This is a genomic window from Streptomonospora nanhaiensis, assembly GCF_013410565.1.
Taxonomy (GTDB): Bacteria; Actinomycetota; Actinomycetes; order Streptosporangiales; family Streptosporangiaceae; genus Streptomonospora; species Streptomonospora nanhaiensis.
On record NZ_JACCFO010000001.1, the window covers coordinates 4,250,014 to 4,265,228 of the forward strand.

General features: G+C 75.2%; 13 protein-coding genes. 4 read left to right on the plus strand and 9 right to left on the minus strand.

Translation table 11 applies throughout. From position 1 onward, the window contains the following. Nucleotides 1-24: 24 nt before the first annotated feature. The 6 genes from HNR12_RS18825 to HNR12_RS18850 form a co-directional block, all read right to left on the minus strand. The gene (locus HNR12_RS18825; protein ID WP_179768848.1) at nucleotides 25-1,236 is read right to left on the minus strand and encodes a winged helix-turn-helix domain-containing protein; all 1,212 of its coding nucleotides are present in this window, start codon (nucleotides 1,234-1,236) and stop codon (nucleotides 25-27) included. Nucleotides 1,237-1,504: 268 nt separating this feature from the next. Next, nucleotides 1,505-2,068 carry a hypothetical protein gene (locus HNR12_RS18830; RefSeq protein WP_179768849.1) on the minus strand — a complete coding sequence of 188 codons (564 nt, stop codon included), beginning with the start codon at nucleotides 2,066-2,068 and terminating at the stop codon, nucleotides 1,505-1,507. Nucleotides 2,069-2,329: 261 nt separating this feature from the next. Continuing rightward, nucleotides 2,330-2,713 carry an MmcQ/YjbR family DNA-binding protein gene (locus HNR12_RS18835; protein ID WP_179768850.1) on the minus strand — a complete coding sequence of 128 codons (384 nt, stop codon included), beginning with the start codon at nucleotides 2,711-2,713 and terminating at the stop codon, nucleotides 2,330-2,332. A gap of 88 nt (nucleotides 2,714-2,801) precedes the next feature. Next, the gene (locus tag HNR12_RS18840; protein WP_179768851.1) at nucleotides 2,802-4,739 is read right to left on the minus strand and encodes an acyl-CoA dehydrogenase family protein; all 1,938 of its coding nucleotides are present in this window, start codon (nucleotides 4,737-4,739) and stop codon (nucleotides 2,802-2,804) included. A 186-nt stretch (nucleotides 4,740-4,925) separates the two neighbouring features. Next, nucleotides 4,926-6,326, minus strand: coding sequence for a sensor histidine kinase (locus HNR12_RS18845; protein ID WP_179768852.1), 1,401 nt, complete (start codon nucleotides 6,324-6,326; stop codon nucleotides 4,926-4,928). Next, the gene (locus tag HNR12_RS18850; protein ID WP_179768853.1) at nucleotides 6,327-7,049 is read right to left on the minus strand and encodes a response regulator transcription factor; all 723 of its coding nucleotides are present in this window, start codon (nucleotides 7,047-7,049) and stop codon (nucleotides 6,327-6,329) included. Nucleotides 7,050-7,554: 505 nt separating this feature from the next. On the opposite strand from HNR12_RS18850, the gene HNR12_RS18855 reads away from it, so the two are divergent. Together HNR12_RS18855 and rbsK are read left to right on the plus strand one after the other, a co-directional pair. Then, entirely contained in the window at nucleotides 7,555-8,406 is an 852-nt protein-coding gene (locus tag HNR12_RS18855; protein ID WP_179768854.1) for an exodeoxyribonuclease III, read from the plus strand. Nucleotides 8,407-8,490: 84 nt separating this feature from the next. Further along, entirely contained in the window at nucleotides 8,491-9,417 is a 927-nt protein-coding gene (gene rbsK, locus HNR12_RS18860) for a ribokinase (protein WP_308118750.1), read from the plus strand. Between the two features lie 45 nt (nucleotides 9,418-9,462). Here rbsK and HNR12_RS18865 read toward each other — a convergent pair whose 3' ends face one another. Then, a complete protein-coding gene (locus HNR12_RS18865) occupies nucleotides 9,463-10,080 on the minus strand; it encodes a YceI family protein (RefSeq protein ID WP_179768855.1) in 618 nt (205 codons plus the stop codon). Between the two features lie 324 nt (nucleotides 10,081-10,404). On the opposite strand from HNR12_RS18865, the gene HNR12_RS18870 reads away from it, so the two are divergent. Continuing rightward, nucleotides 10,405-11,109, plus strand: coding sequence for a hypothetical protein (locus tag HNR12_RS18870; protein ID WP_179765516.1), 705 nt, complete (start codon nucleotides 10,405-10,407; stop codon nucleotides 11,107-11,109). Between the two features lie 105 nt (nucleotides 11,110-11,214). On the opposite strand, the gene argS is transcribed toward HNR12_RS18870, so the two are convergent. Next, on the minus strand, nucleotides 11,215-12,951 hold the full coding sequence (gene argS / locus HNR12_RS18875; RefSeq protein WP_179768856.1) for an arginine--tRNA ligase: 1,737 nt from the start codon (nucleotides 12,949-12,951) through the stop codon (nucleotides 11,215-11,217). Between the two features lie 193 nt (nucleotides 12,952-13,144). Here argS and HNR12_RS18880 point away from each other — a divergent pair, with 193 nt between their 5' ends. Then, nucleotides 13,145-13,642, plus strand: a complete 498-nt coding sequence (locus HNR12_RS18880) for a hypothetical protein (RefSeq protein WP_179768857.1) — start codon at nucleotides 13,145-13,147, stop codon at nucleotides 13,640-13,642. 114 nt (nucleotides 13,643-13,756) lie between these two features. Here the strand turns inward: HNR12_RS18880 and plsX are convergent, their stop codons facing one another. Beyond that, complete coding sequence (gene plsX / locus HNR12_RS18885) at nucleotides 13,757-14,851, minus strand: phosphate acyltransferase PlsX (RefSeq protein ID WP_308118752.1); 1,095 nt, start codon at nucleotides 14,849-14,851, stop codon at nucleotides 13,757-13,759. Nucleotides 14,852-15,215: the final 364 nt, after the last annotated feature.

Genomic DNA, 15,215 nt, shown 5'->3' on the forward strand with positions numbered 1-15,215 from the left:
GAGCGCAGGGGTGCCCGGAGGGGTTCAGCGGGGTTCGTGCACGACGCCGTGGGGCAGGCCGAGCCACTCGGCCATGGCGCGGAGTTCGGCGTCGAGTTCGGCGGCGGTCTCGGGCGGGGCGGAGTCCTCGACGGTGGTGCGCCGCACCAGCAGCCGCCCGGCCGCGCGGTCGGCCTTGAGGTCGACCCGCGCCACCAGGCGGTCGCCCAGCAGGAACGGCAGCACGTAGTAGCCGTGCACGCGCTTGGCGGCCGGCACGTAGATCTCCAGGCGGTAGCGGAACCCGAACAGCAGTTCGGTGCGCGAGCGCTCCCACACCAGGGAGTCGAACGGGCTGAGCAGCGCGCGGGCGCGCACCGCGCGCGGCACGCGGGCGTCGCGGTGCAGGTAGGCCGGGCGCGGCCAGCCGGCGACGCTGACGGGCACCAGTTCGCCGGAGTCGACGAGGTCGGCCACCGCCGCGCGGCCCTCGGCGGCGCTCAGCCGGAAGTAGTCGCGCAGGCAGGTCTCGGTGGCCACGCCGTGGGCGCGGGCGGCGATGGCGACGAGCTGTCTGCGGGCGGCGGCGGGGTCGGGGTCGGGCGCGTTGTGCACCTCGGGCGGCAGGACGCGTTCGGGGAGGTCGTAGCGGCGCTCGAACTGGGCGGTGCGGCCGTCGGTGGTGACCTCGCCCGACCAGAACAGGAACTCCAGGGCGCGCTTGACCAGCGACCAGTTCCAGCCCCAGTGGTCGCGGGCGCGGGGGGTGTCGTGCTCCAGGGCGGCCTCGACCTGGCGGGCGGTGGCCGGGCCGATGCGCTCCACCTCGGCGCGCACGGCCTTGACGAGGTCGGGGTGGCTGTCGGCGATCTCGCGCATGGCGCCCCACGCCTCGGCGCGGGCGCGCTCCATGCGCCAGCGCAGCAGGCGGTGCGTGGCGGGCGGGATCAGGCTGGCCTCGTGCGCCCAGTACTCGACCAGGCGGCCGCCGCGCCGGGTGGCGGCGCGGTCGAGGAGGGCGGGGTCGTAGGCGCCCAGGCGGGCGAAGACCGGCAGGTACTGGCTGCGGGCCAGGACGTTGACGCTGTCGATCTGGATGACGCCGATGCGGTCGATGACCCGCTGGAGGTGGCGCGCGGTGGGGCGGGCCGCGGGCCGGGGATCGGTGAAGCCCTGCGCGGCCACCGCGATCCGGCGGGCCTGGGCCGCCGAGAGGGTGGAGCCGCGCCGGGGGTGGGGCGGCGCTGACTCGTGCATACCGACGACCCTAGCCGCGCCCACCGACATCGCGTTCCCGCCGTCCGGCTGTCCGTCCTCGTGATTGGGCAGGGGCACCGCAGCCGTCCGCCGCCGTTGTTGCCGTCGTTGCTCGCGTCAGCCCTTGGTGGGCGGCCCGATGGCCGTCGGCCCGGGCCACCTGCCGCCGTCGCCGCCCTCGTTGCCTGGGTCAGCCACCGGTGGGCGGTCCGATGACCGCCCGCCCGACGAGGGGAGGGGGCGAGGAATCGAGCGGCAGGTGCCGGGCTCAGCCGCCGTTCTGCTGGCGCTGGTACTCCTCCCACATCTCCCAGGCGCGCTCGACGTCCTCCTCGGTGATGCCGGGCGGGTAGCTGGGGCCGCTGCCGGCCGGCTCCTCGGCGGGCTGGGCGGGCTCGTCGGCGGGCTGCTCCTGTTCGGACGGCGCGGGCGGGGGCTCCTGCACGGGCGCCTCGACCTGGGCGGCGGGCGGCGCGGCGGTGGGCTCCTCGACCCGCTGCGGCGGGGCGGAGGCCCCCTGCGGCTCGCCGACGTCGTCGCCGGGGTGCTCGCTGGTGGGGGCGGGGTCGTCGACCACGACGGAGGCGCCGTCGCCGGGTTCGGAACCGGACAGCGCGGGGACGAGGGCGCTCACGCCGTAGGCGGCGCCCACGAGCACTGCGGCGCCGGCCGCGACGGCGGCCAGGCGGCGGCGGAGCCCGCCGCGCCGGGGCTCGCCGGGGCCGGGCGGGTCCTCGGCGCCGCGCGGAATGTTGAAGTCGCTGGTGAGGGCGGGCGCGGGGTCCGGGGAGCGGTCGTCCGCGGCTGCCTCGGGCGAGGCGTGGGAGGACACGAGGGGACTCCTCTGCACGGAAGGCGGGGAAGACGCCCTGTCGGGGGGAGCGTGGGGTGCGTGGCAGAGCGTGACCCGGGGAATACTAGCCACTCGGCTGATCCGGAAACAACCCGCGGAACGGGCCCAATTGCGGCGGAATGCGGGAGAACCGGCCCTTGCGCCGCCGCGTCCGGTGCCCTAAGCGGACGGCGGGCGCGCGTGCGGAACCGCCCCCCGGAGCCGGGAGCCGGAACCGGGAGCGGGTGGGCGGGCCGCGGCTCAGCCCAGGCCGTCGGGAGCCTCGGATCCGGCGGGCCGGCGAGAGCGGGGGAGGCCGGCCACCACAAGCCGGTAGGACTCGGCCACCAGTTCGGCCACCAGCCCTTCGTCGAGGGAGCCGCCGGGGGCCAGCGTGATCCAGTGCCGCTTGTTCATGTGGTAGCCGGGGGTGATGTCGGCGTGGGCCGCGCGCAGGGCCTCGGCGTCGGCGGGATCGGCCTTCAGCACCACCACCGGCTCGCCGGGGGCGTCGGTCGCCAGCAGGAACATCCGCCCACCGACCTTGAAGACCTCGTGCCCGGGCCCGAACGGGTACTCCAGCCGGGCGCCGGGGAGGGCCTCGGCGCACCGCTGGGCCGCCTCCCACAGGGTCTTCCCGTCCATCGTCGCCTCCGTCCGCTCCTCCGCGCCGGCCGCGCCCGCCGCGCGCCGCGGGGACGGCACGGGCCCGGTGCGGCGCACGGCGGAGTGCTCAGCCCATCGTCCGGCGCACATTCTCCCGCACCGAGGGGCCGGGTTCGGCCGGGGCGATCAGCGGGCCGGGCACGGACGGGTCCAGGATGCCCTCCTCCAGCCAGGGGTAGCGGCCGTCCAGCACGCGGCGGCTGAGCCTGCCGTCGAGGTCGTCGGTGTTGGCCCACAGCGCCGTGAACAGCGCGTCGACGCGCAGGCGGGACTGGCGGCAGAACGCGTCGGCCAGCTCGTAGGCGCCCTGCCCGCGCTCGGGGTGCTCCTCGCGGTCGTGGTGGGCGCGCACCACGGTCGCGCTCATCGCGAACAGTTCGGCGCCGATGTCGACCACGCGGGCGAGGAAGCCCTGCTTGGTCTCCATACGGCCCTGCCAGCGCGACATGCCGTAGAAGGTGGACCGGGCCAGCCGGCGGGCGGCGCGCTCCACATAGCGCAGGTGGCCGGCCAGCGGGCCGAACTCGCCGAAGGCGCCGGGGCGCCGGCCCTGGCCGACGACCAGGGTGGGCAACCAGGCGGCGTAGAAGCCGCTCGCCTTGGCCGCGGCCCGCGCCTTGGCGGCGGCGCCGGCCGACGGGTCGATGATGTCGCCGGCCACGGCCAGGTGGGCGTCGACCGCCTCGCGCGCGATCATCAGGTGCATGATCTCGGTCGAGCCCTCGAAGATCCGGTTGATCCGCAGGTCCCGCAGGATCTGCTCGGCCGGCACCCCGCGCTCGCCGCGCGCGGCGAGGGAGTCGGCGGTCTCGAAGCCGCGGCCGCCGCGCACCTGCACCAGTTCGTCGGCCACGCGCCAGGCCATCTCCGAGCACCACAGCTTGGCGATGGCGGCCTCGATGCGGATGTCGCGGCGCTCGTCGTCGGCGAAGTGGCTCGCCAGGTCGAGCATGGCGGTCATGGCGTAGGTGGTGGCGCTGATGAAGGCGATCTTCTTGGCGACCTCCTCGTGCGTGCCGACGGGGCGGCCCCACTGGACGCGCTCGCGCGCCCACTCGCGGGCGGCCTTGGTGCACCACCTGCCCGCGCCCACGCAGATGGCGGGCAGGGACAGCCGGCCGGTGTTCAGGGTGGACAGCGCGATCCGAAGGCCCTTGCCCTCCTCGCCGATGCGGTTCTCCACCGGAACGCGGACCCGGTGGAACCGGGTGACGCCGTTCTCCAGCCCGCGCAGGCCCATGAACCGGTTGCGGTGCTCCACGGTGATGCCCTCGGAGCCGCCCTCGACCACGAACGCGGTGATCCCGCCGGGGTGGCCCTCGCCGGGGGGCACCCGGGCCATGACCACCAGCAGGTCGGCGACCACGCCGTTGGTCGTCCACAGCTTCACGCCGTCGATCAGGTAGGCCGATCCGTCCTCGGTGGGCGTGGCCGTGCAGCGCAGCCGCGCGGGGTCGCTGCCGACGTCGGGCTCGGTGAGCAGGAACGCGCTGATGTCGGTGGTGGCGCAGCGCGGCAGGAACGCGCGCTTCTGCTCCTCGGTGCCGAACATCTTGAGCGGCTGGGGCACCCCGATCGACTGGTGGGCCGAGAGCAGCGCGCCGAGGGCGGGGGAGACCGAGCCCACCAGGGTCAGCGCCCGGTTGTAGTCCAGCTGGCTCAGGCCCAGGCCGCCGTAGGCGCGGGGGATCTTCATGCCCAGCGCGCCCAGCTCCTTCAGGCCGCGCACGACCTCGTCGGGGATGCGCTCCTCGCGTTCGATGCGCTGGGCGTCGACGGTCGCGCAGAAGGCGCGCAGCCGGGTCAGGAACTCCTCGCCGGCGGCCGCGGAGTCGGGGTCGGGGCGGGGGTGGGGGTGGACGAGGTCCAGGCGCAGCCGGCCCAGGTACAGCTCCCGGCCGAAGCTGGGCCGGCGCCACTCGGATTCGCGCGCGGCCTCGGCCACGGCGCGGGCCTGCCGCTCGTCGACGTGCCCGGGGCCGGTCTCGCGGTTCACCGCTGTCATGGTGGTGGATCACCTCACCGAAACGACGTCGCGCCAACGACGGGTATGGCCTACGTCACACCACCTACCCCCGGCCGCAGCGCGCAAGCATGCCCCGGTCAGGGCCCCGCCGCCGCGAGCCCGGCTGCGACAGCGCCCGTCAGCCGGTCATTCGGTCATCCGTTCGCCGGACGGCGGTTCGGCCGGTCAGCCGCCGCGCCGGCGCGGGATGCGCACGGTGACGGTCGTGCCCTCGCCCGGTGCCGAGGCCAGCTCCACCCCGCCGCCGTGGGCCTCGGCGATCGCCTTGACGATGGACAGCCCCAGTCCGGAGCCGCTGTTGGGCGCCCGGGTGCCCCGGTAGAACCGGTCGAAGGCGCGCCGCAGGTCCGCCGGCGCCATCCCCGGGCCCTCGTCGGCGACCTCCAGCACCGCCGTGCCGCCCTCCTCGCGCAGCCGCACGGCCGCCGCCGTGCCCTCGGGTGTGTGCTCGCGGACGTTGGCCAGCAGGTTGGCCAGGATCTGGCGCACCCGCGCCTCGTCGGCGTCGCAGGTCAGCGCCTCGGGCGCGGCGAGCGTGAGGGGGCGGCCGGGCTCCAGCGCGCGGGCGTCGGCGACCACCTCGGCGGTGACGGCGGCGATGTCGGTGGGGCCGCGCTGGAGGGCGCCGGTGCGGTCCAGCCGCGCCAGCTCCAGCAGCTCGGCCACCAGCCGGCTCATCCGCTCCGCCTCGTTCTCGATGCGCCGCATCGCCCCCGGCAGCTCCTCGGCGGGGATGGCGCCCTGCCGGTACAGCTCGGCGTAGCCGCGGATGGTGGTCAGCGGGGTGCGCAGCTCGTGCGAGGCGTCGGCGGCGAAGGCGCGCACCCGCTCCTCCGAGGCGCGCTGGGCGGCGAAGGCGTCGTCGATGCGGCGCAGCATGGTGTTGATGGCCCCGGCCAGCCGGCCCACCTCGCTGTGCGAGCCCGAGCCCGGCATTCGCACCGTCATGTCGGTGCCCACGCTGATGCGGTTGGCGGTGGTGGCCATCTCGTCCAGCGGCTCCAGGCCGCGCCCGATCAGCCAGCGCCCCGCCATCAGCAGGCCGCCCAGCAGCAGGCCGGCCGTCACGAGCTGGGTGAGCACCAGCCGCCAGGGGTACTCCTCGCGGTCGCTGGTGGGCACCCCGGTGACCAGGATGGTGTCGGGGCGCAGCCGGACGGTGGCGCGGTAGGGCGCGACGGAGTCGTCCACCCCGTCCAGCTCGAAGATCGCGCCGGTGGAGCCGTACTCGCGCCACTGGTCCAGCGGTATCGCGCGGATGCGGTCCAGGACCACGTCCTCGCGCTCGGTGTCGCCGTAGACCTGGTCGATGGCGCCGGTGCGGTTGTTCAGCAGCACCACGAAGTAGGGCGAGGGGCTGGGCGCGTCGACCCCCACCGGCGGGGTGTCGTTGTCCAGCCGGACGGTCGCGCGCTCGGCGGTGAGCTGGAGCTGGGCGTCGATGCGGTCGGTGATGAAGCTGCGCAGGGTTAAAAAGCCCACCACGCAGGTGAGCAGCAGGCCGGTTCCGGTCACCGCGATCAGGCCCACGAGCAGGCGCGAGCGCAGGCCGCCCGAGCGCGTCATCTAGCCTTGGTCCCGGGCGCGCAGGGCGTAGCCCACGCCGCGCTGGGTGTGGATGAGCGCCGGGCCCAGGGGGTCGAGCTTGCGCCGCAGGTAGCTGATGTAGGTCTCGACGATCTGGGACTGGCCGGCGTAGTCCCAGCCCCACACGTTCTCCAGCAGTTGGGCGCGGGTGAGGACCTGGCCGGCGTTGCTCATCAGGTAGGCCAGCAGCCGGAACTCGGTGGGCGACAGCTCGATGGCCACGCCCGCGCGGCGCACGGTCCAGGTGCGCTCGTTGAGTTCGAGGTCGTCCACGCGCAGCACGCCCTGCTCGGCGCGGTCGGGCTCGGCGCCGTCGTCGCGGCGGGCGCGGCGCAGCAGCGCGTGCACGCGCGCGATCAGCGCCTCGACCGAGAACGGCTTGGTGACGTAGTCGTCGCCGCCCAGGGACAGCCCGGTGACGGTGTCAGACGGGGTGTCGCGGGCGGTGAGGTAGATGACCGGGACGTCGTCGCCGGAGTCGCGCAGCCGCCGGCAGACGTCGAAGCCGCTGATGTCGGGCAGCAGCACGTCAAGCAGGATGAGGTCGGGGTGGCGGTCGCGGGCCATGGCCAGCCCCTGGTCGCCGGTCTCGGCGGTGCTCACGCTGAAGCCGTGGAACCGCAGGGCCGCCTGCACGAGGTCGCGGATGTTGGGCTCGTCGTCGATCACCAGTACGTGCGAGCGGGTCGCGGTCTCGGGCATGCATCCCACCTTCAGCGCGGCGTGTCCGGCCTGGCCTCCATGATGCCGCAGGCGGCAGGGGCGGGGGCACGCGCGCGCCGCCCGCCCCGCGCGCCGGAGGGCGGGGGCGCCGCTGCGCGCCATGCGCGGCGCCCCCGCCGGCTCCGCGGTCGGCGGAGCAGGGGGCCCGGACTCGGTGCCGGCGCGGGGCCGGCGGCCCCCTCAGCGGCTCGGCGCCCAGCATGCCGTGCCCCGCTGTGACCCGGCAGTGCGCGCGCTGGGAAATCGCTGAGGACCGCGCGGCGGAATCGGCGGCGCGCGGGTTGAACCGTTCGGGCGTCCCCTGCGTCACATCTGGCAGAGCGGCGATGACGGCGCTTCACCCCCACAGGGAGACAGGAGGCCCCGGCGCGGAGGACGGCCGCGCCGGGGCCTCGCCCGCGCCCGCCACGCCCGCCCACCGCCCCGGCCGCGCCGCGCGCCCGATCGGGCGGCGCGTGTCGTACCCGGGCGCTAGCCTGGCGGTGTGCGTATCGCGACATGGAACGTCAACAGTGTCCGGGCCAGGGGCGAGCGGATCGCCGCCTGGCTGGAGCGGAGCGACATCGACGTCGCCGCGGTCCAGGAGACCAAGTGCCGCGACGACCAGTTCCCCACGGAGCTGTTCACCGAACTCGGCTACGAGGTCGCCCACCACGGGCTCTCCCAGTGGAACGGCGTCGCCGTCCTGTCGCGCGTGGGGATCACCGACGTCCAGATCGGGTTCCCCGGCCAGCCCGGCTGGGGCGAGCCCGAGGCGCCCGAGGCCCGGGCGCTGGGCGCCACCTGCGGCGGGGTGCGGGTGTGGAGCCTCTACATCCCCAACGGCCGCGAGATCGACGACCCCCACTACTCCTACAAGCTGCGCTGGCTTGAGGCGCTGCGCTCCTACGCCGCCGGGTGCCTGACCGAGGACCCCGCCGCGCAGATGGCGCTGTGCGGCGACTTCAACATCGCGCCGCAGGACGACGACGTCTGGGACATGGCCGAGTTCGAGGGCCGCACCCACGTCACCAAGCCCGAGCGCGACGCGTTCCAGGCCGTGGTCGACGCCGGTTTCGCCGACGTCGTACGGCCCTTGGCCCCCGGCCCCGGGGTCTACACCTACTGGGACTACAAGCAGCTGTCCTTCCCCAAGCGCAAGGGCATGCGCATCGACTTCGTGCTGGCCTCCCCGGCGCTGGCCGCGCGGGTCACCGGCGCGCTCATCGACCGCGAGGAGCGCAAGGGCAAGGGCGCCTCCGACCACGCGCCGGTGATCGTCGACCTCGACCGCACCGCGCAGGAGACCAGCGACTCCGTTGACGCCGCCGGGGCCGCCGCGCCGCCGCAGGGCTGACACAGCCTGACCGCACGGACCGGCGCGGCCTGACCCGCCGCGCCGGGGTGGGAGCCCTCCGGGGCGGCCCGATAGGCTCGGCGCGTGAGCTCGACCACCACCTCCCCGGCGCGGCAGCCGCGCATCGTCGTCTTCGGCAGCGTCAACATGGACCTCGTCGCCTACGTCGGCACCGCCCCGGCCAGCGGCGAGACCGTCACCGGCACCCGGTTCGCCCAGGTGCCCGGCGGCAAGGGCGCCAACCAGGCGGTCGCCGCGGCCCGCGCGGGCGCCGACGTCGCCTTCATCGGCGCCGTCGGCGACGACGCGTTCGGCACCCAGTTGCGCGGCAACCTGGTCGAGTGCGGCATCGAGGTCACGGGCCTGCGCACGGTGGGCGGGGCCTCGGGCGTGGCGCACATCGTGGTCGAGGGCAGCGGGGCCAACTCCATCATCGTGATCCCCGGCGCCAACGGCGAGGTCACCGGGCTCGCCCCCCAGGACACCCGGCTGCTGGCGGGCGCGGCAGCGCTGCTGCTGCAGCTGGAGCTGCCGATGGAGGGGGTCGTGGCCGCCGCGCGCGCCGGCCGCGCCGCCGGGGTGCCCACGGTGCTCACCCCCGCCCCCGCCCGCGAGCTGCCGGCTCAGCTGCTGGAGCACGTCGACCTGCTGGTGCCCAACCAGCACGAGGCCGCCGCCATCACCGGCGAGCACGAGCCCCGCGCCGCGCTGGCCGCGCTGCTGCGCACGGTGCCCGAGGCGATCGTCACCCTGGGCGAGGACGGCTCGCTGTACGGCAGCCGGGGCGCCGAACCGGTGCACGTGCCGGCGCGCCGGGTCACGCCGGTCGACACCACCGCCGCCGGCGACACCTTCTGCGGCGCGTTCGCGGTGGCCCGCGCCGAGGGCCGCGCGCCCGAGGAGGCGCTGCGCTTCGCGTCGGCCGCCTCGGCGCTGTCGGTGCAGCGCCACGGCGCCGCGCCGTCGATGCCCGCGCGCGCCGAGATCGAGGACCTGCTGCGGCGGGGCTAGCCGCCGGGCGGTGCCGGGGCGGGTGCGGCTCCCGCACCGCGCCCGCTAGGCCACGTGGCCGATGCTGCGCAGGAAGTGGATGGGGTCGCGGTTCTGGAGCCGCACCTCCAGCACGATGTCGACGGTGTCGCCGACCAGCCGGCCGCCCCACGGCACCGGGCCGCCGTCGCCGACGCCGAAGTCGCTGAGGCGGATCTGCCCGTTGCCCGCGAAGAAGTGGCCGTAGGTGTTGTCGGGGTCGGCGTAGTCGGGGGCCTCGCCCGCCCACTGGCAGTCCAGCGAGACCGGGCGCGTGGTTCCGTGGAGGGTGAGGTCGCCGTCCAGGTGGAAGGTGCCCTTGGCGCGGGAGCGCTCCTGGACGCGGGTGCTGGTGAAGCGGATCTCGGGGAACCGCTCGACGTCGAGGAAGTCGGCGGAGCGCAGGTGGTCGTCGCGGGCCTGGACGCCGGTGTTGAGCGACGCGGCGCGGATGGAGACCTCCACCGTGGAGTCGGCGGGGTCCTCGGCCACCGCCACGGCGCCCCTGGCGTCGCTGATGGTGCCCTGCACACGGCCGAAGCGCAGGTAGCGCGCCACGAAGACGATGCAGGAGTGGACCGGGTCGAGGTGCCAGGTGCCCGGTTCCGGGCCGAGGGCCTCCTCAGGTGGCGGAACTGAAGTCATGACTGCTTTCCCCTTTATTCGGTGAAGTATCAGGCTAATAGCGTGTTTCATCCTGTTTGTCCCGCTATGAGCGCTGGGGCGGGCGGACGTGCGGCCCCACGCCGCGGGCCGGGGGCGGTGCGGCCGCCCTCGGGGCGGTGGCGGAGGCGTGGCACGCGGACGCGCCGCGCCGGGCGGCGTGTCGGATACATCACACCCGCGCCGCGGCGGCGGCCGTAACCGCTGCTGCGCCCGGTGCGCCCGAGGCGAGCGGGACGGGCGTGCCGGATTGGCGGTATCGCATAGATAGTGGCGAAGTGCCCGCGTTGTACCCTTGGGGAATCCGTGCGCCGGGAGTCCGTGCACCGCACGACGGCCCAGGCCGACACCACCCTCACCGAGAAGCCAGCCACCCGCATGAGCAGCGCACACGAAGGTCCCGAGGCAGTACCGGGCCGCCATGACCGCCGGCGGCAGGAGCGGCTGCGCAAGCGCGGCCAGTGGATGATCGCCGCCGGTGTCCTCACCGCGGGGCTGACCATCACCATCGTCATGCTGGCGGTCTTCAGCCTGCCCAGCACCGGCACCGAGGTGGGGGTCGACAACCCGCCGCCCGCTCCGGGCCAGGTCAGCGACGACCCCGGCAGCCCCTCGGACCCGCCCGACCCCAGCCCTTCGGCCTCGCGGGACAGCGGCGCCCAGCCCTCGCCGTCCGCGCCGGGCGGCGCCTCCACCCCCACGGCCGTCCCCGCTCCCGGCGCCGGTGCGCCCACCACTGCCGCGCCCGGCGACACCCCCGCCTCCGGCGGCGGCGGTGGCGGCGGAGGGGGAGGCGGCGGTGGCGGCGGTGGTGGAGGTGGCGGCGGTGGTGGAGGTGGCGGCGGCGGTGGCGGCCGACCCACCGACGGGCCGCCCACGCCGACCCCCGACCCCTCGCCCAGCACACCGGACTGGGACGACGACGATGACGACGACGGCCGCCCCGGGCGGCCCGGCTACCACGACTACTCCGCCGCGCCGCCCGCCCCCTCGCCGACCCCCTCGGCCTGATGAGGTGTGCCGCCGGGTCCGCGCGGCCGCGGCGGCCACGACACAGCGAAGGGCCGCCCCGCACAGCGGGGCGGCCCTTCGCGCGTTCTGCGGTGGCGGCGGGCGCTACATCTGCTCGGGCGTGCGCACGCCCAGCAGGCCCAGGCCGGTGACCAGGGTGCGCAGCGTGGCCGCGATGAGCGCCAGCCGGGAGTCGCGCACGGCGGGGTCCTCGGCCTGGAGCACCGGGCAGTGCTCGAAGAAGGCCGTGAACGCCTGCGCGAGGTCGAAGAGGTACCCGCACAGCCGGTGCGGCTCCAGGGTGTCGCCGACCGCGCTCACCACCGGGCCGAACCCCAGCAGAGCCAGCGCGAGGTCGCGCTCGGCGGGTTCGGTCAGCGTGATGGGTCCGGTGGCGGAGTCGGGGTCGACGCCGCCCTTGCGGAAGATGGACCGGATCCGCGCCGCGGCGTACTGGAGGTAGGGGCCGGTGTTGCCGTTGAGCGCCAGCATCCGGTCGTAGTCGAACACGTACTCGGTGTCGTGGGAGACCGAGAGGTCGGCGTACTTCACCGCGCCGATGCCGACCTCGCGGGCGATGGCGGCCCGTGTGGCGTCGTCGAGGTCGGGCCGGTTCTCGGCGACGACCTTGGCGGCGCGGTCGACCGCCTCCTCCAGCAGGGCCATGAGCCGGATCGGCTGCCCGCTGCGGGTGCGCAGGATCTTGCCGTCGTCGCCGAGCACGTTGCCGATCTGCACATGGATCGGCGTGACGCGGTCGGGCAGCCAGCCGGCCTTGCGCGCCGCCGCCCACACCATGCGGAAGTGCAGCGCCTGCGGCGCGCCCACGACGTAGACGACGCGCGAGGTGGCGCCCAGCTCCTCGACCCGGTAGCGGATGGTGGCGAGGTCGGTGGTGCCGTAGCCGTATCCGCCGTCGCTCTTGCGCACGATCAGCGGCACCGGCTTGCCCTCGCGGCCGGTGAACTCGGGCTGGAAGACGCACAGCGCGCCCTCGCTGACCTCGGCGATGCCCTTGTCCTCAAGCTCGTCGCAGATGCCGGGCAGCATGTCGTTGTACATGCTCTCGCCGGCGAGGTCGGAGTCGGTGAGGGTGACGTCGAGCGTGGCGTAGACCCGGTTGAAGTAGATCTTGGAGAGGTCGACCAGTTCGCGCCACAGCCGCAGGGTCTCGGGGTCGCCGGCCTGGAGGGCCACGACCCGCTTGCGCGCCCGCTCGGCGAACTCCGGAGAGGCGTCGAACTTGGTGCGCGCGGCCTGGTAGAAGGCGTTGGGGTCGGTCTTGACGAGTTCGGCCTCGGGCGAGTGCTCGCCGGAGTCGAGCAGGTGCTCGATGAGCATGCCGAACGGGGTGCCCCAGTCGCCGATGTGGTTCTGCCGGACCACGTTGTGGCCCAGCGCCTCCAGGACGCGGGCGAGGGCGTCGCCCACCACGGTGGTGCGCAGGTGGCCGACGTGCATCTCCTTGGCCACGTTGGGCGCGGAGTAGTCGATCGGGATGGTCTGGGGCTCCTGTTGGGGGATGCCCGCCCGGGGGTCGCTCAGCAGGTCCTGGGCCCGCGCGGCGATCCAGTCGTCGCGCAGGGTGAGGTTGATGAAGCCGGGCCCGCTGATCTCGGCGTCGCGGCACATGTCGCTGACGTCCAGGTGCGCGACGATGTCGGCGGCGACGTCGCGCGGCGCGCGGCCCAGGCGCTTGGCCAGGGGCAGGGCGGCGTTGGCCTGGAAGTCGGCGAACTGCGACGGACGGATGACGGGGTCGGTGTCGGCGAAGTCGGGGCCGAAGGCGGCACCGAGCGCGGACTGGACCCGTTGCGCGAGGATCTCCTGCGGGTCGGCCATGCCCTCAAGCCTACCGATCCGGGCGTGCCGGACGTACGCGGTTTTCCCACGTCCCGCGCCGATGGCGCATGCGGAGTACGGGGCGGAGCACGGGCCGGGAGCCCGCCCGGGAGGGGTGCCGGTTCCGGCCGCGCGCGGCCCTCGCGTCGGGCGGGGGACCTCGCTAGGTTTCCGGTGAGGAGAGGTGATGGACATGGCCGACAGCACCGGCAACGAGTCGACTCCCGACAGCGCCGCGGGGCCGTCCCGGACGGGCGGGCCCTCGGCCGACGGGGCCCCGAGGTGGGACCCCGAGGGCAGGACGCTCCCCAACCTGCCCACCGTGTACTCGGGTGTGCCCGAGGAGCGGTTCGAGGGCCGCACGCACGCCGTCTTCCCCCAGGGACTGACGATCGGGCAGGGGGTGTCGTCCGAATACCCCAACGGGGTGATCGTGGAGAGGGGGGCGCGGCTCCCCAAGGCGCTCGGCGACAAACTCACCGCGCTGAAGGACCTGGAGAGGCGGCAGCAGGGCCAGGGCGCCAAGAAGCCCGTGGTCCTCGGCGACGGAGTCAGTATCGGCCCCGGCCGGCTCGCCAGGGCGCGGCGGGCGCAGCAGCAGGACTCATCGCAGCGCGGTGTCACCGATCCCCGGCGCGGCTGGGCGCCGGGCCGGGATCCCCGCCGGCCCGAGGGGCCCAAGCTCGGCTGAGCCCCCCGCGCCCGGTGACCACGGGCCCTGCACCCGCCCACCGGCGCGGCCTCCGGCCGCGTTCTCCCTTCTGCTCCCCCCGGTCCGCACCCCAACGCCCCCGGACCGCACCAGCTAGGAGCGCCCCGGCTGCTCCTCGCCCTGCCCCCGACGGTGCAGCCAGGTCGAGCGGGCCGTCGCCTGCACCCGGCCGCGCACCTGCTCGGCGATCCCGCCGGCGGCGAGGTCGTGGGCCAGTTGGCAGGCGCGCTCCACCGCCGGCGCCTGGCTGGCGCCGTGGGCGATCACCACGGTGCCGTTGAGGCCCAGCAGCACGCCCCCACCGTAGGTCTCGGAGTCGAAGCGGCCGCGCAGCGAGCGCAGCGCCCCGCGCTGGAGCAGCGCACCCGCCTTGGCCATGGTGCTGGAGGTCAGCGCCTCGGTCACCGCCGACATCGTGAACCGCACCGCGCCCTCCACCGACTTCAGCGCCACGTTGCCGGTGAACCCGTCGGTGACGACCACGTCCACCTCGCCCGCCAGCAGGTCGTGGCCCTCCACGTTGCCCCGGAAGTCCAGGCGCGGCGCCTGCGCGGCGGTGGCGGCGAGCAGTTCGGCGGTCTTGCGGGCCAGCCGGTTGCCCTTGCCCGGCTCCGAGCCGATCGTGAGCATGCCCACCCGCGGGTGGGCCACCCCGAACGCGCTGTGGGCGTAGGCGGCGCCCAGGTGCGCGAACTGCACCAGCATCTCGGGCTTGGCGTCGGCGTTGGCCCCGGCGTCCAGCAGGACGGTGGGCGTGGGCCGGGTGGGCAGGGCCACCGCCAGCGCGGGGCGCAGCACGCCGGGCTGGGTGCGCAGCCGCACGGTCGAGGTGGCCACCACCCCGCCGGTGGACCCGGCCGACACCAGCGCGGTGGCCTCGCCTTGGCGGATGAGCTTGCAGGCCACGGCCACGCTGGAGCGCGGGCGGCGCCAGCTGGCGAGTGCGCCCTCGTGCATGGCCAGCGCGTCCTCGGCGTGGGCGATGGGGATGGTCCCGGCCGCGCCCTCCTGCGCCAGGAGCCGGGCGATCTCGGGGCGGCGGCCCACCAGGAGCACGCGCAGGCCGCGCTCGCGGGCCAGGACCGCCCCCTTGACGATCTCGTCGGGCGCGTGGTCGCCGCCCATGGCGTCGAGGGCGATCACCGGTTCGGCTCTCCCGGCGGGCCCGGCCGCCTGGGGTGTGCTCACGAGGACCCCTCACTCTCCACCGCCGGCCGCGGGCGGCGCCGGGTGCGGCGACCGGCCCGGCGCACGGCCCGGAGGACACCGCTCCGACCCACCGGTTCAAGGCTATGCCGCCGCGCGCGCGGCGCGGACGAAGGACCGGGACCTGCCGGTTAGGTAACGGCCCGGCCACCACCCGCCATCAACTGCAAGCGGGTCCTTCCAGCAAAACCCTTCATGGCGGATGATTGGGTACAAACCACCCAAGGTCGGGTGAGCTGACTCATCGGCCGGGCCGGTGCCCCCGCTCCCGGCCGGCGCGATCAGTACTGAAGTGTTTCGCGGAGAGCCCCGCCACGAGCGGGGCCCTCCCGCCGTCGCCTGCCCT

Bases quoted from the DNA above. Each gene is read 5' to 3' on its own strand.
- HNR12_RS18825 (WP_179768848.1), bottom strand. From the start codon at position 1,236: ATGCACGAGTCAGCGCCGCCCCACCCCCGGCGCGGCTCCACCCTCTCG.
- HNR12_RS18835 (WP_179768850.1), bottom strand. From the start codon at position 2,713: ATGGACGGGAAGACCCTGTGGGAGGCGGCCCAGCGGTGCGCCGAGGCC.
- HNR12_RS18840 (WP_179768851.1), bottom strand. From the start codon at position 4,739: ATGACAGCGGTGAACCGCGAGACCGGCCCCGGGCACGTCGACGAGCGG.
- HNR12_RS18845 (WP_179768852.1), bottom strand. From the start codon at position 6,326: ATGACGCGCTCGGGCGGCCTGCGCTCGCGCCTGCTCGTGGGCCTGATC.
- HNR12_RS18850 (WP_179768853.1), bottom strand. From the start codon at position 7,049: ATGCCCGAGACCGCGACCCGCTCGCACGTACTGGTGATCGACGACGAG.
- HNR12_RS18865 (WP_179768855.1), bottom strand. From the start codon at position 10,080: ATGACTTCAGTTCCGCCACCTGAGGAGGCCCTCGGCCCGGAACCGGGC.
- argS (WP_179768856.1), bottom strand. From the start codon at position 12,951: ATGGCCGACCCGCAGGAGATCCTCGCGCAACGGGTCCAGTCCGCGCTC.
- HNR12_RS18880 (WP_179768857.1), top strand. From the start codon at position 13,145: ATGGCCGACAGCACCGGCAACGAGTCGACTCCCGACAGCGCCGCGGGG.